The sequence below is a fragment of the Desulfofundulus thermosubterraneus DSM 16057 genome (assembly GCF_900142025.1).
Taxonomy (GTDB): Bacteria; Bacillota; Desulfotomaculia; order Desulfotomaculales; family Desulfovirgulaceae; genus Desulfofundulus; species Desulfofundulus thermosubterraneus.
Genome location: NZ_FQZM01000040.1, coordinates 1 through 24845, shown reverse-complemented (window position 1 = coordinate 24845; position 24845 = coordinate 1). Strand labels below are relative to the sequence as shown.

The window sequence follows — 24845 nt, the reverse complement described above, 5'->3', positions numbered from 1 at the left end:
GCAAACATCAGGCATGAAAACCCCTGCCCGTCTTATGCTCCACATGACGGCTTTCATCCACGTAGAAGGGCCATTTCTTGGCAAACCAGTCGTTCCAGAGCAGGGGAATGATCCACCAGAAAAGCCAGACCAGCGGTTTATTGTTCAGGTGCATACCATTGTACTCCACAGGAGTATTGGCAAACACCGAGGGTAGACCCAGCAGAGGTTCACAAACCCTGTAATAGATAATCCCAATAATGGCAGCAGCCACAAATACCCCAATGGTGCGGATAATCCAGCCAGCCACCACCCCCCACTGTTTTGGCCAGTTATCAAAATAGTGGTTCCAGATCAGAAATGGAATAAGAGTAAAACCCGCCAGCGTGGCCGTATGGTAATAGCGGTAATCCAGGCTCATAATACCGTCTTTGGCCTGCGGGTCCACCGGGCCGTAAATGGAAGCCATAACAGCCATGAGCACTTTAACCGTGATCAACGCCAGAACGAAAATGGAAACGGTGGCAAAAATACCGCGCCAGGGCTGGCTCTTCACAATATCCCAGGGCTTACCTTCCCAGACGTTGGCGGTCATAAAGAGATAAACAATACACCATTCGTACCAGCCTATGTTAAAGTTCACCGTTGCGCTGGTACCGGCAATAGCCGAGGATAACCCCTTCCACCAGATGGTTCCGCCGAAAAACTCCTTGTTGACCAGATAGGTAGCAAAATGGGGAAAGATAAGAATACCGAAAAGGATTACGGTAAAAACAGTACATAAGGACCATTCGGCCAGTCCAAGAGCAGGCTGCTTCAAACCAGCAAAAGGCCATTTTTGAAAAGCTATCGTCCAGAAAGCGTAGGTGAAAAATCCAATTAAAACAAACAGGGTTAGCGCTGATCCCACAACTTCATTTACATGATGGTGATCCAGTTTGGGCAGGGACTGGTGGAGCGCATCGGAGCTCCAGAAGGGCATGGAAAGCTTGCCTAAAAATTGCCCAAATACCACATTAATAATAAACCATACCCCCGCCAGGTTGATAGCGGTTTCTACCAGAAGCCGCTTGGGTGGGGTCAGGTTTTGAAAGGGATAGTCACCGAATAACAGGTGCTGCCACAGACCAACCAGAATCATCCAGGCCATGAAGGCCAAAAAGGGTTGCTCATAGGTATGAAACGGTCCCCGCGGGTCCACAAAAATCCACCAGATTACGAGTGCTACAAAGGTAAAAGTAAAAAGAGCAATAATTCCGGTTAGAGGTTGACCCCAGCGGGGTTTACCATGTCCTGCCATCATTTTACCTCCTTTTATTTTGATAGCCGTGGAAATTAATAGATTTTAGATGAATATACTCACCTCCCTCAATCTTTTAGAAATAAATTTCTGGAATGTGTGAAATGCAAAAATCGTGGCAACATTCTGTATTGATGACATATTACTCTTTATAAAATTTAAAAGCCTGTATTTTTATTCAATGCTTTGTTCAATGTTTTTGGTAAAAGACCGCACGCTCCTCCCGGGGAATCCAGGAGTATTGTTCTCAGGCACGAACATAATCCAATAATTTGGTTATCATTTTGTCCAGGCAGAGAAGCCAGGTCTGTGTCAATAAGTAGATATATGTAAAGAGCAGTAAACACATAACTTGCTAAACGGCACCAGTAAGCTATAATCTTAATTAACCGGGAAGGGAAACACATATTTTAAAAGACTCCACAGGTTTTAAAGAGGTCGGGAATAGAGCATTAAACTGTTGTCAGGGGGGTAGTTCAGTATTGCACATTGTTCTGGTTGAACCGGAGATTCCGGCTAACACCGGCAATATTGCCCGCACCTGCGCGGCCACCGGCAGCATTCTCCACCTGGTTCGCCCCCTGGGCTTTTCCACCGACGACAAATATCTTAAACGGGCGGGCCTGGATTACTGGCACCTGGTGGAGATACATTACCACGATTCCTTCGAGGAAGTGCGCCGCCTGTATCCCCAGCACCGTTTTTATTTTCTGAGTACCCGGGGCATACGTTTATATAGTGAGGTAAGGTATGGACCGGATGACTTTCTGGTCTTCGGCAAGGAAACGCAGGGATTGCCGGCGGATCTACTGTCCGCCAACCGGGACTATACCCTGCGCATCCCCATGCGGGAAGGCACTACCCGCTCTCTAAACCTGGCCAACTCCGTGGCCCTGGTTCTGTACGAGGCTTTGCGCCAGCAGGGCTTTCCAGGGTTACGTTAACGCAAATTTAAGTAATTTCTAAAAATTATTGAAGGATTCTGGTGTTGGCAGAACGAATACTATTGTTTACACCTGGCTGTTTGGGAAGGAGAAGCCCATGGATTTAACGATAAAACAGCTCCAACAAAGATTGGAAACCCAGGGCTACATTTGTGATCAGGACCTGGTGGTTACCCTTTACTTGTCCTTAAAACTGGCCAAGCCACTGCTGGTGGAGGGGGCCCCCGGTGTAGGCAAAACTGAGGTGGCCAAAGCCCTGGCCGGGGCTTTAAATACAGAGTTGATCCGGCTGCAGTGTTACGAAGGGCTGGACGAAAACCGTGCCCTTTACGAGTGGAACTACCAGCGGCAGTTGTTGAAGATTGAAATTGCCCGGGGCACCTGCGAACCTGCCGCCCTGGAAAAGGATCTTTTCGATGTGGAATATTTGCTGGAAAGACCGCTTTTAAAAGCCATCAGGGCCGAAAAACGAGTTGTTTTGTTAATTGATGAAATTGATAAAACCGATCCGGAATTTGAAGCCTTTTTATTTGAACTCTTGTCCGATTTTCAGGTATCTATTCCCGAACTGGGCACGCTCAAAGCGAAGCAGATACCGGCAGTGGTGTTAACCAGCAATGGCGAAAGGGAATTATCCGATGGGTTAAAGCGCCGGTGCATCTATTTGTATATTGACTATCCCACGTTGGAAAAGGAAATTCGCATCTTACAGGTCAAAGTTCCCCAAGCCCAGGAGGAACTGGTGCACCAGGTGGCCCGGGCGGTAAACTTCATCCGGTCCCACCTGGATTTGAAAAAGAAACCGTCCATTGCCGAAACCCTGGACTGGACCCGGGCCCTGGTAGCCCTGCATGCTGATGCTCTGACACCGGAAATCATTGGGCAAACCTTAAGCCTCTTCCTGAAAAACCGTGATGACCAGGAAACATTAAAGAGGGAGGTGGGATTAAACGGACTGGTTGAGCAAATCCAGGGGATGAAAAGCGATTCATCAACCCCTGCCAGAGCCACCTGTCACTGCGGCCACCATCACCATTAGCGGGAGGAGCAAACATGGAAGTTGATCCGGTCACCCGGGCGGTGGCCCGGGTAGAAGGGCACGGCGAGAATACCCTGCACCACAACTTGGTACGCTTCACCCATATCCTGCGCCACCTGGGGGTCCGGGTGAGTATGGCCGAAGCGCTGGATGCTTACCAGGCCCTGACGCTGGTTGACCTTACGTCGAGGGAACAGGTAAAGGCCGCCCTGGGGGCGGTGCTGGTAAAAAACGCCTCCGACAGGCAAATTTTTAACCTGGCTTTTGATCGCTTCTTTGTCCCACCGGAGGAAAAAACGCGGCGGCGCACGTTAAGAAAACAACTGGAGGAAGAAGAACGGCGGCGCCTGACAGAGGCCAGGGAAAAATTAAACCAGGCCCTTTCCCCCTGGTCCACGGAAGCGAATTTCAACACGGAGGAAATAAAAACCTTTGCCCGCTTGCCCGCCCGGGAACAAAAGCGTTTAACGGAACTTATCAGCCGGATGCACGGTAATCCGGTGAACAACCCGGGACACCTGATCGCCCGGGTAATGCAATCAGCTCTCAACTACTGGCGCTACTACCTGCTTAAAACCCAGGGGGAAGAAGCCAGGCAGCAACTGGAGGCAGAGCTGACCGGGGAAACGGAAATGGATGATGTAATTGCCGGTGTAGCCGCAGATTTTTACCGGGACCCGGATGACCAGTTGCTTCACCAGGATATGCAACAGGTTGCCGGCACCGACCTGGAAAAGTTTACCTTAACCCTTGAACGCCTGTCCACGCGCCTGGCCAACCGGCTTTCCCGCCGTTACCGGCGAAGCAACCGCCGGCAAAAATTAGACATGCGCAGGACGATTCGCCGGAACATTGCCTTCGGCGGGTCACCCCTTAAATTATGCTACCGGTCTCGCCGCCAGCACCGACCCCGCCTGCTCCTGATCTGCGACGTGTCCGCCTCCATGGCTCGCTATGCCCGGTTTGTCCTCCAGTTTATCTATGGTTTAAGCAGTGCGGTACGATACATCGAAAGCTTCGTTTTTTCCGAGGATCTGGAACGGGTTACCTCCTATTTCCGGCGGGATGAAGGTTTTGTACCTGTAATGACCGAGCTTGTCAATACTAGCCGGCAATGGGGAAAGACAACCGACTTCAACGTGGCCTTGAAAACTTTTCACCGCCACTGGCGCCACCTGCTTACCGTCGATACCCTGGTAATAATAGTTAGTGACACGAAGACCATTACTCCCCAGGAGGCGGCCCGTGAGCTGGCCGCTTTACGGAAGCGGGTGCGGGAGATCCTGTGGCTTAACCCCGTCCCCCGCAAGCAATGGCCTTATTTACCAGGTGTTAATGTCTTCCTGCCTTATGCACGCATGTTTGAATGCTATTCCCTGCATCACCTGGAAGCAATTCTGCGCCGGCAGATGTTGAAGTAAAAGGACGGTAAAAAATCCACCGGATTACGCAATAAAATTAAGTTAAGTAACAGGTCCTGGTTACAGGTGGGGGAGGTGAAAAGCTTGGCGATCAATAAACTGGAAAATACCGCCTTTTTAGGGGACGAACTGTCTATTTTTAATTCCGTACACAATATGGTCGTTGCCGTAGACTATCAGGGCCGCGTGATCATTTTTAACCCCACCAGCGAACGGGTTTTTAATTACCCGGCAGAAAAAGCCCTGGGGCGTCCCATCAGGGAAGTCGTTCCTTTTACGGGCCTCCCCAAGGTGTTGCAGACGGGAAAACCCCACATCGGACGCAAATTTGTGGTAGGCAATGCCCTGTATGTGGTCAACCGCACACCCATAATCCGCAATAACACCATTGTAGGCGCTATTGGCGTGGCTCAAGAAATCACCGAACTGCAACATCTGGCCCAGGAACTGAAAGAGGTCAAGGAAGTTAACGTCCTCCTGGAAAATATTTTTCACAGCACACATGAAGGCTATATTGCCACCGGTAATGACGGCCGGATTCTGATGATAAACGGGCCTATGGCGGAACTGCTGGGCGTTACCATCGAAACGGCGGTAGGCCGGCACATCCGTGAGGTTGCTCCTGATAAGCGGCTACACCAAATCCTCTGGACCGGTAAGTTACAGTATGGGGAAGTAGTACGCATCCGGGGCAGGGAAACGGTGGTCATGCGGGTGCCCCTTTATAACCAGGGCAAGTTGGTGGGAGCAGTGAGTAAAGTAATGTTCCAGGACGTGGAACAGCTGCTGGCCTTGGCGGAAAAGATCAGCAGCCAAAGGCGAAGTTCCTTCTGCCCTTCAGTAACACACAACGATAACCACACCGCTCGTTACACCGTGGATAACCTGATTGGCGCCAGCAGGGATATGCTGCGGCTCAAGGAAACCATCAGGAGGGTGGCCCAGGGACCTTCCACAGTATTAATCCAGGGAGAAAGTGGTACAGGCAAAGAGCTGGTGGCCCATGCCCTGCACACGGCCTCCCCCCGTCACCGACGGCCCTTCATCAAGGTCAATTGCGCTGCCGTGCCAGAAAATCTTTTAGAATCGGAGCTTTTCGGCTACCAGGAAGGCGCCTTTACCGGGGCGAGAAAAGGCGGGCAAATCGGCAAATTTGAACAGGCCGATGGGGGGACTATTTTTCTCGATGAAATTGGGGATATGCCTCTGCCCATGCAGGCCAAGATATTGCGGGTCCTGCAGGAAAAGGAAATTGAGCGCCTGGGAGACACCCGTCCCCGCACCGTGGATGTACGGGTGGTAGCAGCTACCAACCGGGATCTGGAGGAATTAATCCGGCAGGGACATTTCCGGGAAGATCTTTATTACCGCTTAAATGTAGTTTCCTTTTATATTCCACCCCTGCGGGAAAGACCCGATGACATCCCCCTGCTGGTCAACCATTTTATCAAGAAATTCAACCGAGAATTTGGTCTTCTTGTGCGGGGTGTTTCACCGGAAGTACTGGAGGTACTTTACACCTACGATTGGCCGGGCAACGTACGGGAACTGGAAAACGTAATGGAAAGAGCTTTTAACCTGGTGGAAGGAGATATCATTGAAGTTAAACATATGCCCCCCTACCTTCAGAAAGCTAGCCAGGGCAAGAAAAGAAACCTGCACAACCACACGCTGACCACATTACTGCAGGAGGTGGAAAAGGAAGCTCTTCTGGAAGCCCTGGCTGCTGCCGGTGGCAATAAAATGCAGGCGGCTAAAACCCTGGGTATTTCCAGGGCCTGGTTATACAAAAAGATGAAACAATACGGCATCAAATCATAAATAATTGTGAATGTCCTGAGCATTTACAGGTTATTTAACCATGGAAGAAAGTGCTGAAAAAGGAGGATATTCGCCCACATATATCGAATAATATCATGAGGCGGCCGTCCTGAACATGGATTAAAATGGGAGGGTTGCTTTTAAGCCGGGAACCGACCTCTCACGCCTAAGAAACCGGCAAAGTACAACGGGGAGCTCCTGTTAGGGGCTGAGAAAGGGCTAGTGAGCACCTGACCCGCTAAACCTGCTCGGGGTAATGCCCGCGAAGGGAAAAGCCGTGTATGCTGTTGACTGTGGCGCATCCTTTTGTGGGTGCGCTGTTTTTATTTGCCACCGGGATGCCCACCGGTCAACCGCTACAAATAAATAAAAAGGAGTGGTATTACAAAATGCACCTGGAAGACGTGACTATTTCCAAGGCCATTATCACAAGGTATCAGGAGGAACTGCTGGAAGCGCTGGAATCAGACGTAGCCGTAGTGGGTGGAGGTCCGGCAGGACTGGTGGCCGCCTATTACCTGGCCCGGGCAAACAAAAAAGTAGTTCTCTTTGAACGCAAGCTCAGCATCGGTGGCGGCATGTGGGGCGGCGGTATGATGTTTAACCAGATTGTGGTCCAGGACGAAGCATTACCCCTTCTCAAAGAGTTTGGCATCTCCTACAGGTCATTTGAAGATGGATATTACACGGCCAGCTCCGTGGAAGCCGTTGCCGCCCTAACCCTTGGTGCAGTACGGGCCGGGGCGAGAATCTTCAACTTAATCTCCGTGGAAGACGTCATGGTGAGGGAGAACCGGATTACCGGACTGGTGATCAATTGGACCCCCGTTGATTTGGGCCGCCTGCATGTGGACCCCCTGACGGTACAGTCCTCATACGTCATCGACTGCACCGGACATGATGCCCAGGTGGCCGGTATGGTAGTCAAAAAAATGGGGACGGTCTTAAGAACCAGGACCGGCAACCTGGAAGGAGAAAAGCCCATGTGGGCCGCGCGGGGTGAAACGGCCACCGTAGCCAATACCCGTGAAATTTACCCCGGGCTCCTCGTGGCCGGTATGGCGGCAAACGCGGTTTGCGGCGGCCACCGCATGGGACCGATTTTCGGCGGGATGCTCCTGTCAGGCCAGCGGGCGGCCCGGCTTATTCTTGGTGAAGAATAAAACTTGACAATAGAAAGAAAAAAGCTGTATATTTCTTTTAAAAGTAGCTGTTATCAAATAGGGGTGAGGTTGTTAGTGATCAAGCCCAAACGGATGACCAGACAGAAAAAATTAATCCTGGAAATCCTGCGCAGCACCGATACTCACCCCACGGCAGACTGGATTTACGAGCAGGCCCGCAAACAAATTCCGGACATCAGCCTGGGCACGGTTTACCGCAATTTAAACAACCTTAAACAGGCCCGGGAAATCATGGAACTCAACTACGGCAGCACGTTCAGCCGGTACGACGGCAATCCGCAGAATCATTATCATTTTGTCTGCGATGGTTGTGGCCGGATATTTGATCTTGATTTACCCCTGTTAGATAATCTGGAAGAAGAAGTGGCAAGCCGCACGGGCATGGAGGTAAACCGGCACCGGCTGGAATTTTACGGCTACTGCCCTGATTGCCGGCAAAGGTAACCGGAAGAACTACAGGTGTAAAATATCATGGTTACAAGGGGGGGCATAAGCCACCCCCCTTTTTTCTCTACGATCAGGAGCAGGATTTTGCCTCAGTTAAACGAATGAGGATCATGGGGAAAAAGCCAGGTTTCCAGGAGTGTTTGGAAGACCATGTTCATACACCTGCATGTACATACCGAATACAGCCTGCTGGACGGCGCCGCCCGGATCAAAGAAGTGGTGGCCCGCGCCAGTGAACTGGGCATGGACTCCCTGGCCATTACCGACCATGGCGTTATGTTTGGAGTGGTGGACTTTTACAAGGCCTGCCAGAAACAAGGAGTTAAGCCCATCCTTGGTTGCGAGGTTTACGTGGCCCCCCGCACCATGAAAGACCGCACACCCAAGGTGGATGACCATCTCTACCACCTGGTATTGCTGGCCGAAAACCAGACCGGGTACCGCAACCTCCTGCAGCTGGTGTCTTTGGCCTTCACCGAAGGTTTTTACTACAAACCCCGGGTGGACAAAGACACCCTGGCCCGCTACAGCGAAGGGTTAATTGCCTTAAGCGGCTGCATTGCCGGGGAGGTGGCCGACCGCCTCCTGGCCGGGGAGAAGGAAAAAGCCGTGGAAGCCGCCGCCCTCTACCAGGATATTTTTGGACGGAGGAATTTCTTTTTAGAACTGCAGGACCATGGCCTTCCCGAACAGCGCAAAGTTAACCGAGAGCTTTTGCGCTTGCACCGGGAAATGAATATACCCCTGGTGGTAACCAACGACGTACATTACGTAAAGAAAGAGCATGCTGAAATGCAGGACATCCTGCTGTGTATTCAGACGGGCAAAAGTGTGGACGATCCTTCCCGGATGAAGTTTGATTCCCAGGAACTATACCTGAAAAGCGAAGAAGAAATGGCCCATCTCTTTGGAGAGCTGAAAGAGGCCATGGAAAATACCCGTCTCATTGCCGAACGCTGTAATGTAGAACTCAGTTTCGGCCAGATCCACCTTCCTTATTACGAGGTACCCCCGGGTCATACCGTGGATAGCTACCTGGAGCAGCTGTGCCTGGAAGGGGTGCACCGCCGTTACGGGGAGATCACCGAGCCCGTACGGCAGCGGCTGGAATATGAACTAAAAGTTATCCGGCAAATGGGCTACTCCGCCTATTTCTTGATTGTGTGGGATTTCATCCATTATGCCCGGAAACAGGGTATCCCGGTAGGTCCCGGCCGGGGTTCCGCCGCCGGCAGTTTGGTAGCCTACGTACTGGGGATTACCAATCTCGACCCCCTAAAATACGGCCTATTGTTTGAACGTTTCCTCAACCCGGAACGGGTCTCCATGCCCGACGTGGATGTGGACCTGTGCTTTGAGCGCCGGGGAGAGGTCATCAACTACATTACCAGCAAATATGGAGCCGATAAAGTAGCCCAAATCGCCACCTTTGGCACCATGGCGGCCCGGGCGGCCATCAGGGACGTGGGACGGGCGCTGAACTTGTCCTACGGAGAAGTGGATAAAATAGCCAAACTGGTGCCTGCGGAATTGCACATGACCATTGAACGGGCCCTAAGTGAATCCAGCGAATTAAGGGAACTCTATGAACGGGATCCGCAGGTAAAAAAACTAATTGATACTGCCGCCCTCCTGGAAGGTATGCCCAGACACGCCTCCACTCATGCCGCCGGGGTGGTAATCACCAGGGAACCACTAATCCACTACTTGCCCCTTTACAAGGCGGCCGACGGCCCGTTAACCACCCAGTTTGCCAAAGACCAGGTTGAGGAATTGGGCCTGTTAAAAATGGACCTTCTGGGCCTGCGCACCCTGACGGTCATCGCCGATACTATAAAGCTCATCAGGGAAAGTGGCGGACCGGAAATAAACATTGATGAAATTCCCCTGGATGATCCGAAAACTTTTGCTCTTTTATGCCGGGGCGAAGGGAGCGGTGTGTTCCAGCTTGAATCCAGCGGCATGCGGGCCCTGTTAAAAGAGTTACGCCCGGAGGTTTTTGAAGATATCGTAGCCCTGGTGGCCCTCTACCGGCCCGGCCCCCTGGGCAGTGGCATGGTGGAGGATTTCATTAAGAGCAAGCACGGGGAAAAGAAAGTAACCTACCTGGACCCCAGGCTGGAACCAATATTAAGGGACACCTACGGCGTCATTCTCTACCAGGAGCAAGTTATGCGCATAGCCAGCGACCTGGCGGGCTTCACCCTGGGGGAGGCAGACCTTTTGCGGCGGGCCATGGGTAAAAAGAAGCCCGAAATTATTGCCGGGCTGCGGAACCAGTTTATCGAGGGAGCGGTAAAGAACGGGGTAAACCCCCAGGTCGCGGGGCAGATTTTCGATCTGATGGAGTACTTTGCCGGTTACGGCTTCAATAAAAGCCACAGCGCCGCCTATGCCCTGGTTGCCTACCAGACAGCGTACTTGAAGGCCAATTACCCGGCTCAATATATGGCGGCACTGCTAACTTCGGTGCGGGACAACACGGACAAGGTAGCGGCATACGTGGAGGAGTGCCGCCGTATGGGCCTGGAGGTGCTGCCTCCCGATGTCAACGAAAGCCGGGAAAGCTTCACCGTCATTGAAGGTAAAATCCGTTTCGGGCTGGCGGCCATTAAAAACGTGGGCGAGGGTGCCGTGCAGGCTATTATCAAATCGCGGGAGGAAAAGGGGCCTTTTAAAAACTTTGCCGACTTCTGCCGGCGCCTGGACACGCGGATCATTAACCGGCGGGTGCTGGAAAGCCTTATTAAAAGCGGAGCCTTGGATTCCCTGGGCCACCACCGGGCACAGCTGATGGCGGGCATTGAGCTGGGGCTATCCCTGGCCCAGCAGTCGCAGCAGCAGCGGCAAAACGGGCAGCTTACCTTTGAACAGTTCTGGCAGGAAACAGGGGAAGATATTGTTCTACCCCAAGTGCAGAAATATTCCCGTGCCGAAATGCTGGCCCTGGAAAAGGAGGCCCTGGGACTTTATATCAGCGGTCATCCCCTGGAAGAATACCGCCAGGCCCTGGCGGAAGAAACTACCGCTACCGTGGCGGAACTTGGAGAGGAGGAACAGGCCGGGGTCACGGTTGGTGGCATGCTCACGACCCTAAAGCGCATCAACACCCGGCGGGGGGAGCCCATGGCCTTTGGTACTTTGGAGGATCTTACCGGCAGCATAGAAGTAGTTTTCTTCCCCCGCGTCTACCAGCAGTACGCCAAACTCATCATCCCCGAAAGGGCGGTATTAATCCGGGGACAATTAAACTCTACCGGTGAAACATTAAAGATTGTCGCCGAAGAGGTCTCCCTTTTGCAGAAGAAAACCAGTGCCAGCCTTTATTTGCAGTTCAGGGAAGCTACCCCCCAGTTAATCAGGCGGGTGCAGCGGGTCCTGCGCTGTTATCCCGGCCCCTCACCGGTCTACCTGTACTTCCCTCTGGAAAAGAAGCTGGCCCGGGCTTCCCGAGACTACTGGATTAACCTGTCTTCACCGGTAGTCACAGAACTGGCTACCCTTTTAGGGCCGGAAAACGTGAGAATAAAGGAATCGCCTGGCGGGTAGCTTGTCAAAGACCTTGCGGTATGCTATGATGGAACTGCTAAAAGCCGGCAATCTACCTGAAAAGGGGGTACCTGCATGCCTGAAAGCTGGGAAATTAACGCCGACTATGTGGCGGTCAAAGCCCTGGAAAACGGGGTAACCATCATCGGCCTCACTCGTGGAAAGGATACCCGCTTTCATCATTCGGAAAAGCTTGATAAGGGCGAAATTATGATCGCCCAGTTTACAGAGCATACTTCGGCAATTAAAATCCGCGGCAAGGTAGAACTGCTGACCCGGTACGGCATCATGCGCAATGACGATTTAGCCTAAAAGTATCCAGGGTTTATACTCTGGATATACTTATTGTTATCTTTAAATTAAAATCCCGGCCCCGGGGGTGGGAATCTTGTGGACTGTGGTTTATATTGCCCCAAATAAAAAAGAAGCGATCCGGATCCAAAACATTCTTACCAATGAAGGAATACTGGTAAAACTGCGGGAACTCTCGCCGTCCCATTGTGGGCATAACTGTTCGGTGGAAATCCTGGTACCGGAAGCAGAAGTAGACGAAGCCCTGGAAGTAATAAACACTATTTAATGTCTTTGGAGCGAACCAAAAATGCTGGATATTTTTAAAAAACAGCGACAGCGTTACGCCACGGTCAATCCCGCCAGTCGGGAAATACCCGATGGCTTATGGGTGAAATGTCCCCGTTGCCACGAAATCCGGTTTACAGGAGAGCTGGGAAAACAATTAAAGGTTTGTGCCAAGTGTGGCTACCATTTTCGCCTCACTGCCGGGGAACGGCTTAAAATAACCATTGATGAGGGTACCTTTACCGAATGGGACCGGGACATGATGCCGGTGAACCCCTTCGGCTACACCGAATACGACGAAAAGCTGGCCAGAGCACACCGGGAAACCGGGCTGAATGAAGCAGTAGTCACTGGAGAAGGAAAAATTGGCGGGCACCGGGCAGCGGTAGCCGTAATGGACACTCGCTTTATGATGGCCAGTATGGGCACGGTGGTGGGGGAAAAGATTACCCGGGCCATTGAGCGCGCCCGGGAAAAACAGTTGCCTCTTGTCATTTTTGCTGCTTCCGGGGGTGCGCGCATGCAGGAAGGAGTGCTCTCATTAATGCAAATGGCCAAGACATGCGCGGCCCTATCCGCCTTTTCCGAAGCGGGACTGCTGTATATATCCGTACTAACCGACCCGACAACGGGGGGAGTCAGTGCCAGCTTTGCCTTTCTAGGAGATATTATCCTGGCTGAGCCGGGGGCACTGATTGGCTTTGCCGGTCCCAGAGTGATCGAGCAAACCATTCGCCAGAAGCTACCCGAAGGATTTCAAAGGGCCGAGTTTCTACGGCAGCATGGCTTTATAGACGCCGTGGTTCCCCGGCCGCAGTTGAAATCCACCCTGGCCCAAATAATAGATCTACACCGGAGCGAGTGAGATGGTTTACGATTTCGAACGGCCCATCATCGAACTGGAAGAAAAAATTGCCGAACTACAACGTTTTGCCAGGGAAAAGGATATTGATCTAAGCAACGAAATTGAAAACCTGGAAAAAAGGGCCCGGGAACTGAAGCAAACCATTTACGGGCAACTCTCCCCCTGGCAAAAGGTACTGATCGCCCGCCATCCCGAGCGCCCCAATACCCTGGATTATGCCAACATGCTATGTACTGATTTCATTGAACTACACGGGGACAGGTGCTTCGGGGATGACCCGGCAATAGTTGGAGGTATCGCCCGGTTCCGTGGACGGGCAGTAACCGTAATCGGCCACTTGAAAGGCCATGATACCAAGGAGAACCTGGCCCGCAATTTTGGCATGGCCCATCCCGAAGGATACCGCAAGGCCCTGCGGCTCATGCAGCAGGCGGAAAAATTTAACCGGCCGGTGCTGGCCTTTATCGATACCCCTGGCGCGTACCCTGGAATGGGAGCGGAAGAAAGGGGGCAGGCCCATGCCATTGCCTGCTGTATTGCCGGCATGCTTATCCTGCGCGTACCGGTAATTTCAGTTATTCTGGGCGAAGGAGGCAGCGGAGGGGCCCTGGCCCTGGCTTCGGGAGACCGCATATTGATGCAGGAGCATGCCATTTTTTCAGTTATTTCCCCTGAAGCCTACGCCACCATTCTCTGGAAAGATGCCACCCGCTGCCGGGATGCCGCCGAGGTAATGAAAATCACTGCCCAGGACCTCTACGCACACCAGCTGGTAGACGAGGTTATTCCAGAGCCGCTGGGCGGAGCCCACCGGGATAAAAATGAAGCTGCCCGGCTGGTGGGGGAAGCCATAGCCCGCCACCTGGAAGAACTGCTGGGTTGTTCCACGGAAGAACTTATCAAACGGCGTCACGCCCGTTTCAGGCGCATCGCTCCTGAATATTTACCTGGCAATAACATAACTTAATAATGCATTTACCCTAAAAGCCAGGGAGGTATTTTTTTGCAAAGGATAGGGATTTTAACCAGCGGTGGCGATTCCCCGGGAATGAATGCAGCCATCCGGGCGGTAGTACGCAAGGCTATTTATCACGGCCTGGAAGTAATCGGCATCAAAAGGGGCTTTAACGGTTTCATTGAAGGTGACATGGAACCCATGCGGCTGGGTTCGGTAGCAGATATCATTCACCGGGGAGGAACTATTTTACATACGGCCCGCTCCGAGCAGTTCAAAACACCCGCGGGGCGGGCCAAAGCATGGGAAAATGTGGAGCGTTTCGGCTTGGAAGGGCTGGTGGTTATTGGCGGTGACGGCTCCTTTACCGGAGCCGGTATCTTCCACCAGGAATACGGGCTGCCGGTGGCGGCCATCCCGGGAACTATCGACAATGATATCAGCGGTACTGATTATTCCATTGGTTTTGATACCGCCGTAAACACCGCGGTTGACGCCATCAACAAGATCCGTGATACCGCCACTTCCCACGAGCGGACCTTTATAGTGGAAGTAATGGGTCGCGACACGGGTTTTATCGCCGTAGCCGCCGGCCTGGCCGGAGGAGCGGAATCCATTCTTATCCCCGAATATCCTTACAGCATTGAAGAAGTCTGCCACAAACTCTGCAAGGGTTACCGGCGCGGGAAACTGCACAGCATCATCGTAGTGGCCGAGGGAGCAGGCAGCGGACTGGAAATAGGCAGGCAAATTAAGGAACACACCGGCTTTGATACTAAAGTTACCATCCTGGGCCACCTGCAACGTGGTGGTACCCCAACAGCTTTTGACCGCATTCTGGCCAGCCAGCTGGGAGCCCGGGCCGTAGAATTGCTCATGCAAGGAGCAACCTGTAAAATGGTCGGTATGACCGCGGGAAAAATAGTGGAAACCGACCTGGACCGGGTGCTGGGACAGAAGAAAACCGTTGATCTTGATGTTTACCGGCTGGCGAGCATTTTAGCCATATAAGGAGGAACAGGCCTTGAGACGAACCAAAATAATCTGCACCATCGGTCCAGCCTGCGAAAAGGTAGAAACCCTCATGGAAATGATGCGGGCAGGCATGAATATAGCCAGGCTTAATTTCTCCCATGGCACCCACGAAGAACACGCCCGGCGCATTGCCAATATACGGGAGGCTGCCGGCCGGGTGGGTAAAAACATTGCCATTTTGCTGGACACAAAGGGACCGGAAATTCGCCTTGGTTACCTTGAAAAGGAACCCGTAGTGCTTAAAGCCGGTCAGCGGGTGGTCCTCACCACCGAGAACATCAAGGGCACTCCGGAACGCCTGCCCATTACCTATGCCGGATTGCCCCGGGACGTGGCCCCGGGAAATACCGTGCTGATTGCCGATGGGCTCATAGAGCTGCGGGTAATAAACAGCAACGGGCACGAAGTGGAATGTGAGGTGGTTCACGGAGGGGAATTGACCAGCCAAAAGGGGGTCAATCTTCCCGGGGTGCCCGTGAACCTTCCCGCCATTACCGAACAGGACATCCGGGACATCAAGTTTGGTATTGAGCAGGAACTGGATTTTATCGCCGCCTCTTTTATCCGCAGGGCTTCAGATGTGCTGGCCATCCGCTGCATCCTGGAAGAACATGGGGCAGACATGGACATTATCGCCAAGATTGAAAGCAAAGAAGGCGTGGAAAACCTGGATGAAATTATCAAGGTAGCCGACGGCATCATGGTGGCCCGGGGTGATTTAGGGGTTGGCCTTCCGGTGGAGGAAGTACCTCTGATCCAGAAAACCATCATTGAAAAATGCAATCTGGCCGGAAAACCGGTCATTACCGCCACCCAGATGCTGGAATCCATGATTCACAACCCCCGTCCTACCCGGGCCGAGGCCAGTGACGTGGCCAACGCCATCCTGGACGGCACCGATGCCATTATGCTCTCGGGAGAAACAGCCGCGGGGCACTACCCGGTGGAGGCTGTAAAAACCATGGCCCGCATTGCCAGCCGGGTGGAGCGAGCTTTGCCCTATGAAGAGATTCTACAACGTCGGGGCCGGGCGCTGGCTCGCACGGTCACCGATGCCATCAGCCATGCCACCTGTACTACCGCCCAGGACCTGGGAGCCGCCGCTATTATAACCTCCACGGAGACAGGCTACACGGCCAAGATGGTGAGCAAATACCGTCCCCGGGCGCCGATCATAGCCGTGACGCCGGTAGCCCGGGTGTTGCGCAAGCTGGCCCTGGTCTGGGGCGTGCAGCCCCTCCTGGTCGGACGCACCCGGGACACTGATAGTATGATTGCTTCAGCCATTGAAGCATCCCTGGCGGCAGATCTGATTAAACCAGGGGATCTGGTGATCATTACCGCCGGCGTTCCCGTAGGTGTCCATGGCACCACCAACCTGTTAAAAGTCCATACTGTTGGCGACATCCTGGTCCGCGGCCAGGGTATTGGTACCCGGGCAGTAACCGGGCGTGTGCGCGTCTGCCACACCTTGAAGGACGCTTTGGAAAAGGTGGAACCCGGAGATATTCTGGTCACCCCATTTACCGATAAAGAATTCATACCGGCCATTGAAAAGGCGGCCGCCCTGATCACTGAAGTGGGAGGCCTGACTTCCCATGGCGCCATTGTTGGCCTGGAATTCGGCATTCCGGTAATTGTGGGGGTAGATGCCGCAACCTCTATCCTTACCGATGGGGAAACGGTGACGGTGGACGGACAACGCGGTCTGGTGTACCGGGGTACCGCCAGGGTGCTATGACCTCCGCGGGAACAGGCCTGCAAGATATTCAACGGGCAAATTTGGCGCAATCGTACCCATATATAACACACCTTTTCCGGGCATGTTAAAGCCCGGGAAGGTGAATTTTTCATGAAGGACTGGGTTTTACACTACCTGGGCACCTTGGGTGCAGGGGGCTTGTTCCTGGGGCTAATTATCGAAGCCCTGGGCATTCCCTTTCCCGGGGGTTTGATGACCCTCCTGGCTGGTATCCTGGTAAACCAGGGGAGGCTTGATTTCTATCATATACTTGCCGCTGCCGTGCTTGGTTTTAACGTAGGTGCCACAGCGGCTTATTTGATTGGCCGCTGTGTAGGTGAACCGTTTTTGCTCCGTTACGGAAAATATTTAATGGTTACGCCGGCCAAATTTGATCAAGCCCGCAGTTGGATGTACCGGTCAGCACCGGCCTTTATCATTTTCGGTCGCTTTGTGCCCATGGTGAGCAATCTCACCCCCTATCTGGCCGGTATCAGCCGCTTACCGTTTGTGCAGTTTTTAATTTATAATTCTGTTTTTGCCTTAAGCTGGGTTTCATTTAATCTAGGTATCGGCATCTTCTTTGGACATCACTGGGAATCCATATTTTCCCTGATCCAGTCACGGTTGCCCCTGCTGGCCTTAGGAGTCTTGGTTGTTTACTTGCTTTATCTTATTATCAAGCAAAAGACATTGCACCGGACATAAAATAATAAAATATTTTGTTCGCTGATGTAGGGATATTTTAGTTTTCGTCGAATTAAGGCTGGTGAATTATAACATTAATCAAAGGAGTAAGGTATGCGCAAGGTTCCCACCAATCTGCTGCGGCCCGGCTTAAAGGTCGGCCGGGCGGTTTATAATGCCTCCGGGCAGGTATTGCTCCAGGCCGGAACCATTCTTACCGAAAGATTCATCACCAGGTTGAAAATGCTGGGCATTCCGGCTGTATACATAGACGACTTTCCAGGTGTAGAAGTAGAGGACGTTATTTCCGAGGAAACACGGGCCCAGGCCATTGCCAAAGTCAAGGCCCTGCTCCTTTCCAAGTCTCAACAAAGCACCGGTCCGAGCCGGGCATTAATCGGTGTAAAGGATATGATCAGCACCGTAAACGAGATCATTGACGAATTGCTCAGCCGGCGCTCATTGATGGTCAACCTAGTGGATATCCGGAGCCTTGATGAGTATACATTCGGTCATTCGGTTAACGTCTGTGTCCTGGCCATAATTACGGGCATAACCCTCGGCTACAGCCGCACCAAGCTGTTTCACCTTGGCATGGCGGCTTTGCTGCACGATATTGGCAAAACACGCATTCCCCTTGAAATTTTAAACAAACCCGGGCCACTGACCGGTGAAGAATTCCAGCTCATCAAAAAACACTGTATTTACGGTGCCGAAATCCTGGAGCAGGACCCCGGAGCCAACCTCCTGTGCCGGATCGTAGCCATGCAGCACCATGAGCGCCATAACGGGCAGGGTTATCCCCTGGGGCTCAAGGGGGCAGAAATTCATGAATTCGCCCAGATCACCGGCCTGGTGGACATGTATGACGCCCTGACCGCCGACCGCGTTTACCGTCCGGCCTACCCCGTGCATGAAGCTTACGAAATGATTGCCGGCTCGGGTGACTATTTATTTGACTTTGATATTGTACAGGCCTTTTTAAGTAACGTGGCCGCTTACCCCGCAGGCAGCCTGGTGCGCTTATCCAGCGGTGAGATTGGCGTGGTGATTGAAACCGAGCGAGGTTTTTCCCTTTATCCCCGGGTACTTGTTTTATTTTCCGCCCACAGGCAGCCCCTGGCCAAACCCTATGAAATAAAGCTGGCGGAACACCGCCACCTTACGGTAACTGAAGTGATTAAAGATTACTGGGAAGCGTTCCTTGAAACCATAAAAAATGTAACATAAATATGGAATAGTATTTGTGGTCATACCTCTGATTTCTGGGGGGGAATAGCAACGCTTCCCCCCAGAAAATTTTTTACCACCCCGTTAGCCGGCAGGAAAAAGGAGGGCTGGCGTTGAATAATTAAGAATATTCATTAATGCAATACAAAATTAGAATTTCCCCTATAACTCATGATAAAAAGTGCCGGTTGCCATAATCCCGATAAATTTCTAGACGAGAAGGGGAGGAGTAAAAGCCATGACCCAGCGCACGGTTTACTATGATCCGCTAAGTCCTTTAAGCTTTCTGCGGCGCAGCGCCTTTGTTTTCCGCGACAAAACGGCAGTGGTATATAATGACAAACGTTATACCTATAGCGAATTTTATCAACGGGTTAACCGGCTGGCCAGCGCCTTAAAAAGGGTTGGTATCGGGAAAGGGGACAAAGTGGCATTTTTGTGCCCCAACATTCCACCCATGCTAGAGGCCCATTACGGAGTACCCATGCTGGGAGCAGCCCTGGTGAGCATTAACATACGCCTATCTCCCCGAGAAATAGCTTACATTATCAATCATTCCGATAGTAAAGCCCTCTTCGTGGACAATGAATTTGCTCATTTAATTACCGCCATTAAAGATGAACTTCCCAATATCAAAACTTTTGTTAACATCTGTGATGTTAACGACAGCCGACCGCTGGACGGACCCGAGTATGAAGAATTCCTGGCCGGCGGTTCCCCGGATCCCCTGCCCAACATGATCGAAGATGAGATGGAGGTCATTACCATCAACTACACCAGCGGGACCACCGGCCTGCCCAAGGGTGTCATGTATCACCACCGGGGGGCCTACCTGAATGCCCTTGGGGAAGCCCTGGAACACAAAATGAGTTCGAATTCGGTCTACCTGTGGACGTTGCCCATGTTCCACTGCAACGGGTGGTGTTTTACCTGGGGCGTCACGGCGGTAGGCGGCACCCATGTTTGCCTGCGCAAAGTGGTGCCTGAAGACATTTACCACCTGATCGAAAGGGAAGGGGTTACCCACCTTTGCGCCGCCCCAACGGTGCTGGTCTCCATGGCCAACTACCCCAAGGCGAAAGAATGCCGGATGAAAACAAAACTAAATGTAATCACGGCCGGTGCTCCTCCATCTCCAACCGTGATCAAGAACATGGAGGAGATCGGGGCAGAAGTAACCCACGTTTACGGCCTGACGGAAGTATACGGGCCCCATACCATTTGTGAATGGCAGGCCCCGTGGAATGAACTGGATACAAGTGAAAAAGCGAAAATTAAGGCCCGCCAGGGAGTGGCCTACATTCACGCAGAGTTCGTGCGGGTGGTGGATCCGGCAGATATGACCGATGTCCCCGCGGATGGCCAGACCATGGGTGAAATCGTCATGCGCGGAAACAACGTCATGCTGGGTTACTACAAGCAACCGGAAGAAACTGAAAAGGCCTTCCGGGGCGGCTGGTTCCACAGCGGCGACCTGGCCGTGATGCACCCCAACGGTTACATTGAAATTAAGGATCGCTTGAAGGATATTATCATCAGCGGGGGTGAAAACATTTCCACGGTGGAAGTGGAGAACTGCATTTACGAACACCCCGATGTACTGGAAGTAGCTGTCATTGGCATTCCCGATCCCAAGTGGGGGGAAGTGCCCAAGGCTTTTGTGGTCCCCAAACCGGGCACCAACCCTACAGCGGAAGAGATCATTAACTTCTGCCGGGAACGCATCGCCCGCTTTAAGGTACCCAAGGCGGTGGAGTTTGGTGAGTTACCCAAAACCTCTACGGGTAAAATCATGAAGTACCGGTTGAGGGAAAAAGAATGGCAGGGTTATGATAAACGGGTCAACTAAACTCAGGCAGGGCTGCCATAGCATTTGCAGCGCCGCTGTCCAGTCCGAAGCGAGCCCCGGTGCTGTTAGCGCGGAGCCCTTGGACAACGCGGCACCATAGCGGATCACTGAACATTTACGGCTAAGGAATAATCGCGGGAAAAATAAAAAGGCGGGCCAAGAAGCCCGTCTTTTTTACGTGTTTATGCGGGTACCAGCTTGAGGCGACCCCAGGCGGCCATTTTGTCCCGGCAAATGATCAGCGCCCCGGTGACCCCGGGGATGCCGGCGGCAAAATCCACCGCCTGCCCTACCTGATCGGGATCCTTTACCAGATTTCCCGCCGCCGTGGCCACTGCATCGGCCAGGGCCGTATTGGGGGAAAGGATAACCACCGCATCGGCCATGCCGAAACTCAAAGAGTGACCTACCGTACCTGAGGAAGTACAAATGCCTAAAGGGGTATCCTGGGAGCGAACCTCCAGGGCCAGGCGATTCGAAAAGGGGGAATCCCCGGCATAAATACCAATCCGACGGATCCGGGCACTGCGCAGGTAAATGTCCCCGCCATTTTCCACAATAACGTCGCGGCTGAAGCGGGCCAGGGCCCGTCCCACCCTTTCGGCTATGGCCCCGGCCACGGCAGCCATGGGGCCAACGCCAGCCAGCCGGGACGCCTCGGCCATCTCCCTTACAATGGGGGGGGCGCCGGGTGGCACATCGTAAGGTGTATGAGCTTTCAGGAATGCCGGGTCCCTTTTAATATATTCTTCCAGGGGGGCCCGGCATTCCCGCACCATTTGCGTTGCCCGCTTCACCAGTTCCGGGGAAAAGCGCTCCCTGCGCACACCAATATCCAGGTCCGTTTCCCCCACCACCACCTGAAAGTGTACCAGATCCTCCTGCCGGTGGCGGTAACGATAAGTGCGTTCCAACTACAGCTTAACCTCCATCGCCCGCACCGGGCAGGCCTTTACGCATAGCTGGCAAACCACGCAGCTATCCCCGTCAAAACGTACTTCCATGCCTGGCCGGTCCAGGTACAGGGCACCGGTGGGACAGATGGCAGTACAGGCACCGCACATGGTGCAGCGTTGTTCATTGCGCACCACCTCGTGGGTGAGGGCCTGGACCGTCACCCCCTGTTCCCGCAGGTACTTCAGACCCTGCTCGTAGTTATCCCCCGTTAACTCCAGGACCATAATGCCTTCTTTTTGGGGGTTAACATTGGCCTTTACTATGTTCATCACCAGGTCGTAATCCTTGACCAGGCGGTAAATAATAGGTTTATCAGAAATCTCGGGTCCAAAGCGAAGGACTATTTTCCTGGGCGACATGGTTGTTTGCCCTCCTTAACTTAACCTTTTAAAACTTTTCCGGTCAAACCATCGGCCGGAGAGGGTAGGAGCTTCACTGGTTCGGAAAGGAAAAACTCACCCTTTTGAATCCATTCCTTCAAGATGCCGGCAATTTCCCGGGCCCGGGGGTAGCTGGACAACGGTGCCGTGGGCACTTCCTTACCCTGGACCACGATCTTCCCCGACTTCAGCTGGGCGTAACTGACATAACCCAGGTTCCCCGGTTTCCGGTTGGGATAGGCCTCACCATAATCCACAATGGGAGCGTAAAGATCCGCATCGGTGGCTGCGGCATAACGGGCAATTTCTTCATTTAAAATGGGAATGGGTACGCCAATACCGACGCTCAAGGTGGCCCCGTAGCCCAGGTAACTGGTGCCCATGAGCCAGCGGGGACTCATTTGCTTTAAGTCTCCAATAACCGCCAGGGTGCCGCCGGCAGGCCCCAGTTCCTTGCCGCTGGCATCGGTTTGTATGGCCGGGAAGTGCTGGGTGCCGTGCCAGGCCACATACCCGATACCGCCGCCCAGGAAAATGCGGGTACCGATGCCAATAGTTTTAAAGTGGGGATCTTTGAGCAAAGGACTTAATTGACCGGAAGTGGAATAATGGGCGTTACCCAGATTGGGTTTCAAGATCCCCATGTAGGTATATATGGTCCGGTTGGAAAGGTTGACGGCACAGTTGTAATTCTGGTAAGCGTTCCGCGGGTTAAACAAAATGGCCTCGTTAATATCATGAATGGTGATGGTGGTTTCAATTTCCCGCCGCGGGTAGCAATCGGTGCCGTAACCCACTGCTTTCAAACGGACAGGCCTTCCGGCTACCAGGTCTTCGATGACATGGCCGCCGCCGTAACGGAATTCTCCTGGATGATTGCTGTTTAAAGGATCATCTTCAGGAAGTTCGGTAGCTCCAATATAGGCATCTACCGCCGCGATGCCCGTATAGGCCGGTACGTTGTTAAGCCACACCCGGTGCATTTTGATGCGCGGGGCCGGGTGGCCGAAATTGAGAAAGGCGCCGGAGGAGCACATGGGGGCAAAGGTGCCGGTGGTCACCACATCCACTTCCCGGGATGCACGGGCAAGCCCCTTCTCTCTGACGATGTCGATAAATTCTTCCGCCGTTACCACTACTGCTTTGCCGCTTCTTATCCGGGCATTGATCTCCTGATAGGTTTTTTCGCTCATTCACCTCATCCCTTTCTCGTCGTGTGCTCTACTCCAGACGTCAGGAGGCCCCTTCTAAACAGAAGAGGCCTCCATAATACGAACCCTCTTATCTGTCAGAAGATAAACTTCTGCAGGAATTAGCACCATTCCCCGGGCAAAGGTAAGAGCCGCTGGCGGTTTGCGAGTTCACCTTCACCCCAGGGCGGTTGCCGGGTTTCATCGGGCCAGTCCCTCCACCACTCTGGATAAGAGCACCTCGGTATTCGTTTTTAATTCGATAGATATTCTAACAACTAGCCAGGAAAAAGTCAACGGTTTTAATTTTATTTATATAGTTGAAATTTTGGGGCCATTTGTCCGTTCAATCTCGCAATATTCATCTCCCGGCCTCACAGGCGAAATAATGGGTTAAACGACTGAGCGCCCGCTTCTCAATGCGGGAAACGTAAGAACGGGAGATGCCCAGGCGCCGGGCGATTTCCCTCTGGGTGCGGCGGGCACCGTCCTTCAAACCGAAACGCAATACCAGCACCTTGCGTTCCTGGGGTGACAGCTGTTCCAGTTGCTTCCACAGACGGTCCTGCTCCATCTGACCGGCCACGATATCGCTTACAATCTCGGGATCGGTGCCCAGTACATCGATAAAACTAATCTCATTGCCTTCTTTATCCACTCCAATGGGATCATAAAGGGAAAGCTCTGCCCGGATTTTTTTGCGTGCCCGCAAATACATGAGGATTTCGTTTTCAATGCAACGAGAAGCATAGGTGGCCAGCCGGGTAGCCTTTTCGGGATTGTAAGTATCCACGGCCTTGATCAGACCAATGGTGCCGATGGAAATCAAGTCGTCAAAATCCTCACCGCTGTGATCGAACTTCTTGATGATGTGGGCAACCAGGCGCAGGTTGCGCTCAATGAGCACCCGCCGGGCCGACTCATCCCCGGCCAGCATTTTTTCCAGGTATAGCGCTTCCTCCTCCTCGCTCAAAGGTTTGGGAAAGCTGTTCCCGGCTACATGGCAGATCAGGATCACCAGACCGTTAAGCATCGACAATACTGCCAGCGCCAATAGACCAGGCCCCATGGTATCCCTCCCCCAAAAGAGTAGGACTATATATCTTATGGAATGATGGAAAAAAAGGTGCCTGGCATGAAAAAATTTTTTGCCATTTAAAAATCCAGGCCTTCGGTTGATTGCTTAATAGATACAGTCGCAAAACCCCCAGCCAACTGGCAGATATTAACATAAACTTATAGAAAAAATGACACCCCCTGCTATGGACGAAAATGGTCTTCCACAGCGATTCATTATGATCACATGTAAAATCACGAAAAACAGGATAAACCCCTATAAAACTACCCTCCCCGCCAGGGAAACAGCTGAAAACATCGAATATCTAACTATGGCTAATGATTTCTACCCGGGGAGGAAAACCTCATGTACAGGCCATCAAAAGAAGAGCAGCTCTCCTTCTATCATCCGGACCTGATCTTGTCCCGGATGTTCGGGGAAGACAACTTTTATCACCTGTTCCGGGAAAAATGCGACCTTTTCATCAAGGACGTGGACTTTACGCCGTTGTACTGTCCCGACAATGGCCGCCCTGCCGCTTCACCGGCGATCCTGTTCAAGGCCCTCATCCTGCAGCGGCTGTTCGACCTGTCCGACCGGAAACTGGAAGAAGCCTGCCGGTATGATCTCCGGTTC

At 52.7% G+C, this 24845-nt stretch carries 22 protein-coding genes and 2 riboswitches; of the genes, 17 read left to right on the top strand and 5 right to left on the bottom strand.

Annotated features, from left to right (window positions below; all coding sequences use genetic code 11):
- Positions 1-7: 7 nt before the first annotated feature.
- Positions 8-1282, bottom strand: coding sequence for a hypothetical protein (locus BUA65_RS13895; protein ID WP_242656343.1), 1275 nt, complete (start codon positions 1280-1282; stop codon positions 8-10).
- Positions 1283-1761: 479 nt separating this feature from the next.
- On the opposite strand from BUA65_RS13895, the gene trmL reads away from it, so the two are divergent.
- The 16 genes from trmL to BUA65_RS13815 all read left to right on the top strand — a co-directional run bounded on the left by trmL (position 1762) and on the right by BUA65_RS13815 (position 20625).
- Positions 1762-2223 carry a tRNA (uridine(34)/cytosine(34)/5-carboxymethylaminomethyluridine(34)-2'-O)-methyltransferase TrmL gene (trmL, locus tag BUA65_RS13890; RefSeq protein ID WP_072870545.1) on the top strand — a complete coding sequence of 154 codons (462 nt, stop codon included), beginning with the start codon at positions 1762-1764 and terminating at the stop codon, positions 2221-2223.
- A gap of 97 nt (positions 2224-2320) precedes the next feature.
- Positions 2321-3262 (top strand): AAA family ATPase, encoded by a 942-nt coding sequence (locus BUA65_RS13885; protein WP_072870543.1) that lies wholly within the window; start codon positions 2321-2323, stop codon positions 3260-3262.
- Positions 3263-3276: 14 nt separating this feature from the next.
- Complete coding sequence (locus BUA65_RS13880) at positions 3277-4683, top strand: VWA domain-containing protein (protein ID WP_072870542.1); 1407 nt, start codon at positions 3277-3279, stop codon at positions 4681-4683.
- A gap of 84 nt (positions 4684-4767) precedes the next feature.
- Entirely contained in the window at positions 4768-6504 is a 1737-nt protein-coding gene (locus BUA65_RS13875; protein WP_072870540.1) for a sigma-54 interaction domain-containing protein, read from the top strand.
- Positions 6505-6682: 178 nt separating this feature from the next.
- Positions 6683-6793: riboswitch (TPP riboswitch) on the top strand.
- The gene (locus BUA65_RS13870; protein WP_242656342.1) at positions 6786-7667 is read left to right on the top strand and encodes a sulfide-dependent adenosine diphosphate thiazole synthase; all 882 of its coding nucleotides are present in this window, start codon (positions 6786-6788) and stop codon (positions 7665-7667) included. It overlaps the preceding riboswitch by 8 nt.
- Before the next feature lie 75 nt (positions 7668-7742).
- Complete coding sequence (locus tag BUA65_RS13865; protein WP_084062488.1) at positions 7743-8132, top strand: Fur family transcriptional regulator; 390 nt, start codon at positions 7743-7745, stop codon at positions 8130-8132.
- Between the two features lie 153 nt (positions 8133-8285).
- The gene (locus BUA65_RS13860; protein ID WP_072870539.1) at positions 8286-11684 is read left to right on the top strand and encodes a DNA polymerase III subunit alpha; all 3399 of its coding nucleotides are present in this window, start codon (positions 8286-8288) and stop codon (positions 11682-11684) included.
- 75 nt (positions 11685-11759) lie between these two features.
- Entirely contained in the window at positions 11760-11996 is a 237-nt protein-coding gene (gene mtrB / locus BUA65_RS13855; RefSeq protein WP_072870537.1) for a trp RNA-binding attenuation protein MtrB, read from the top strand.
- A gap of 76 nt (positions 11997-12072) precedes the next feature.
- Positions 12073-12264 carry a putative signal transducing protein gene (locus tag BUA65_RS13850; protein WP_072870536.1) on the top strand — a complete coding sequence of 64 codons (192 nt, stop codon included), beginning with the start codon at positions 12073-12075 and terminating at the stop codon, positions 12262-12264.
- A gap of 21 nt (positions 12265-12285) precedes the next feature.
- Positions 12286-13128, top strand: a complete 843-nt coding sequence (gene accD / locus BUA65_RS13845; protein ID WP_072870534.1) for an acetyl-CoA carboxylase, carboxyltransferase subunit beta — start codon at positions 12286-12288, stop codon at positions 13126-13128.
- 1 nt (position 13129) lies between these two features.
- Positions 13130-14095, top strand: a complete 966-nt coding sequence (locus tag BUA65_RS13840; protein WP_072870532.1) for an acetyl-CoA carboxylase carboxyltransferase subunit alpha — start codon at positions 13130-13132, stop codon at positions 14093-14095.
- A 36-nt stretch (positions 14096-14131) separates the two neighbouring features.
- Positions 14132-15094, top strand: coding sequence for a 6-phosphofructokinase (gene pfkA / locus BUA65_RS13835; RefSeq protein WP_072870531.1), 963 nt, complete (start codon positions 14132-14134; stop codon positions 15092-15094).
- Positions 15095-15107: 13 nt separating this feature from the next.
- A complete protein-coding gene (gene pyk / locus BUA65_RS13830) occupies positions 15108-16859 on the top strand; it encodes a pyruvate kinase (protein ID WP_072870529.1) in 1752 nt (583 codons plus the stop codon).
- 111 nt (positions 16860-16970) lie between these two features.
- A complete protein-coding gene (locus BUA65_RS13825) occupies positions 16971-17567 on the top strand; it encodes a DedA family protein (RefSeq protein WP_072870528.1) in 597 nt (198 codons plus the stop codon).
- Between the two features lie 93 nt (positions 17568-17660).
- Entirely contained in the window at positions 17661-18776 is a 1116-nt protein-coding gene (locus tag BUA65_RS13820) for an HD-GYP domain-containing protein (RefSeq protein WP_072870526.1), read from the top strand.
- A 238-nt stretch (positions 18777-19014) separates the two neighbouring features.
- A complete protein-coding gene (locus tag BUA65_RS13815; protein ID WP_072870525.1) occupies positions 19015-20625 on the top strand; it encodes an acyl--CoA ligase family protein in 1611 nt (536 codons plus the stop codon).
- A 182-nt stretch (positions 20626-20807) separates the two neighbouring features.
- Here BUA65_RS13815 and BUA65_RS13810 read toward each other — a convergent pair whose 3' ends face one another.
- From BUA65_RS13810 to sigK, 4 genes are all read right to left on the bottom strand, one after another.
- A complete protein-coding gene (locus BUA65_RS13810; RefSeq protein WP_072870523.1) occupies positions 20808-21539 on the bottom strand; it encodes a UPF0280 family protein in 732 nt (243 codons plus the stop codon).
- A complete protein-coding gene (locus tag BUA65_RS13805; protein WP_013822739.1) occupies positions 21540-21941 on the bottom strand; it encodes an NIL domain-containing protein in 402 nt (133 codons plus the stop codon).
- A gap of 20 nt (positions 21942-21961) precedes the next feature.
- Positions 21962-23155: a homocysteine biosynthesis protein gene (locus BUA65_RS13800; protein ID WP_072870522.1), complete on the bottom strand. Its 1194-nt coding sequence runs from the start codon at positions 23153-23155 to the stop codon at positions 21962-21964.
- Positions 23156-23240: 85 nt separating this feature from the next.
- A riboswitch (SAM riboswitch) is annotated at positions 23241-23389 on the bottom strand.
- 124 nt (positions 23390-23513) lie between these two features.
- The gene (gene sigK / locus BUA65_RS13795) at positions 23514-24221 is read right to left on the bottom strand and encodes an RNA polymerase sporulation sigma factor SigK (protein WP_072870520.1); all 708 of its coding nucleotides are present in this window, start codon (positions 24219-24221) and stop codon (positions 23514-23516) included.
- A gap of 354 nt (positions 24222-24575) precedes the next feature.
- Here sigK and BUA65_RS13790 point away from each other — a divergent pair.
- A partial coding sequence (locus BUA65_RS13790) for a transposase (RefSeq protein WP_131821518.1) occupies positions 24576-24845 on the top strand: 270 nt, incomplete at its 3' end.

What these genes read in the sequence shown, in the direction of transcription:
- BUA65_RS13820 (WP_072870526.1), top strand. Translation starts at nt 17,661, where the DNA reads ATGCGCAAGGTTCCCACCAATCTGCTGCGGCCCGGCTTAAAGGTCGGC.
- BUA65_RS13880 (WP_072870542.1), top strand. Translation starts at nt 3,277, where the DNA reads ATGGAAGTTGATCCGGTCACCCGGGCGGTGGCCCGGGTAGAAGGGCAC.
- BUA65_RS13870 (WP_242656342.1), top strand. Translation starts at nt 6,786, where the DNA reads ATGCTGTTGACTGTGGCGCATCCTTTTGTGGGTGCGCTGTTTTTATTT.
- BUA65_RS13815 (WP_072870525.1), top strand. Translation starts at nt 19,015, where the DNA reads ATGACCCAGCGCACGGTTTACTATGATCCGCTAAGTCCTTTAAGCTTT.
- mtrB (WP_072870537.1), top strand. Translation starts at nt 11,760, where the DNA reads ATGCCTGAAAGCTGGGAAATTAACGCCGACTATGTGGCGGTCAAAGCC.
- BUA65_RS13825 (WP_072870528.1), top strand. Translation starts at nt 16,971, where the DNA reads ATGAAGGACTGGGTTTTACACTACCTGGGCACCTTGGGTGCAGGGGGC.
- BUA65_RS13805 (WP_013822739.1), bottom strand. Translation starts at nt 21,941, where the DNA reads ATGTCGCCCAGGAAAATAGTCCTTCGCTTTGGACCCGAGATTTCTGAT.
- BUA65_RS13860 (WP_072870539.1), top strand. Translation starts at nt 8,286, where the DNA reads ATGTTCATACACCTGCATGTACATACCGAATACAGCCTGCTGGACGGC.
- sigK (WP_072870520.1), bottom strand. Translation starts at nt 24,221, where the DNA reads ATGGGGCCTGGTCTATTGGCGCTGGCAGTATTGTCGATGCTTAACGGT.
- accD (WP_072870534.1), top strand. Translation starts at nt 12,286, where the DNA reads ATGCTGGATATTTTTAAAAAACAGCGACAGCGTTACGCCACGGTCAAT.
- BUA65_RS13840 (WP_072870532.1), top strand. Translation starts at nt 13,130, where the DNA reads ATGGTTTACGATTTCGAACGGCCCATCATCGAACTGGAAGAAAAAATT.
- BUA65_RS13895 (WP_242656343.1), bottom strand. Translation starts at nt 1,282, where the DNA reads ATGATGGCAGGACATGGTAAACCCCGCTGGGGTCAACCTCTAACCGGA.
- BUA65_RS13800 (WP_072870522.1), bottom strand. Translation starts at nt 23,155, where the DNA reads ATGAGCGAAAAAACCTATCAGGAGATCAATGCCCGGATAAGAAGCGGC.
- BUA65_RS13885 (WP_072870543.1), top strand. Translation starts at nt 2,321, where the DNA reads ATGGATTTAACGATAAAACAGCTCCAACAAAGATTGGAAACCCAGGGC.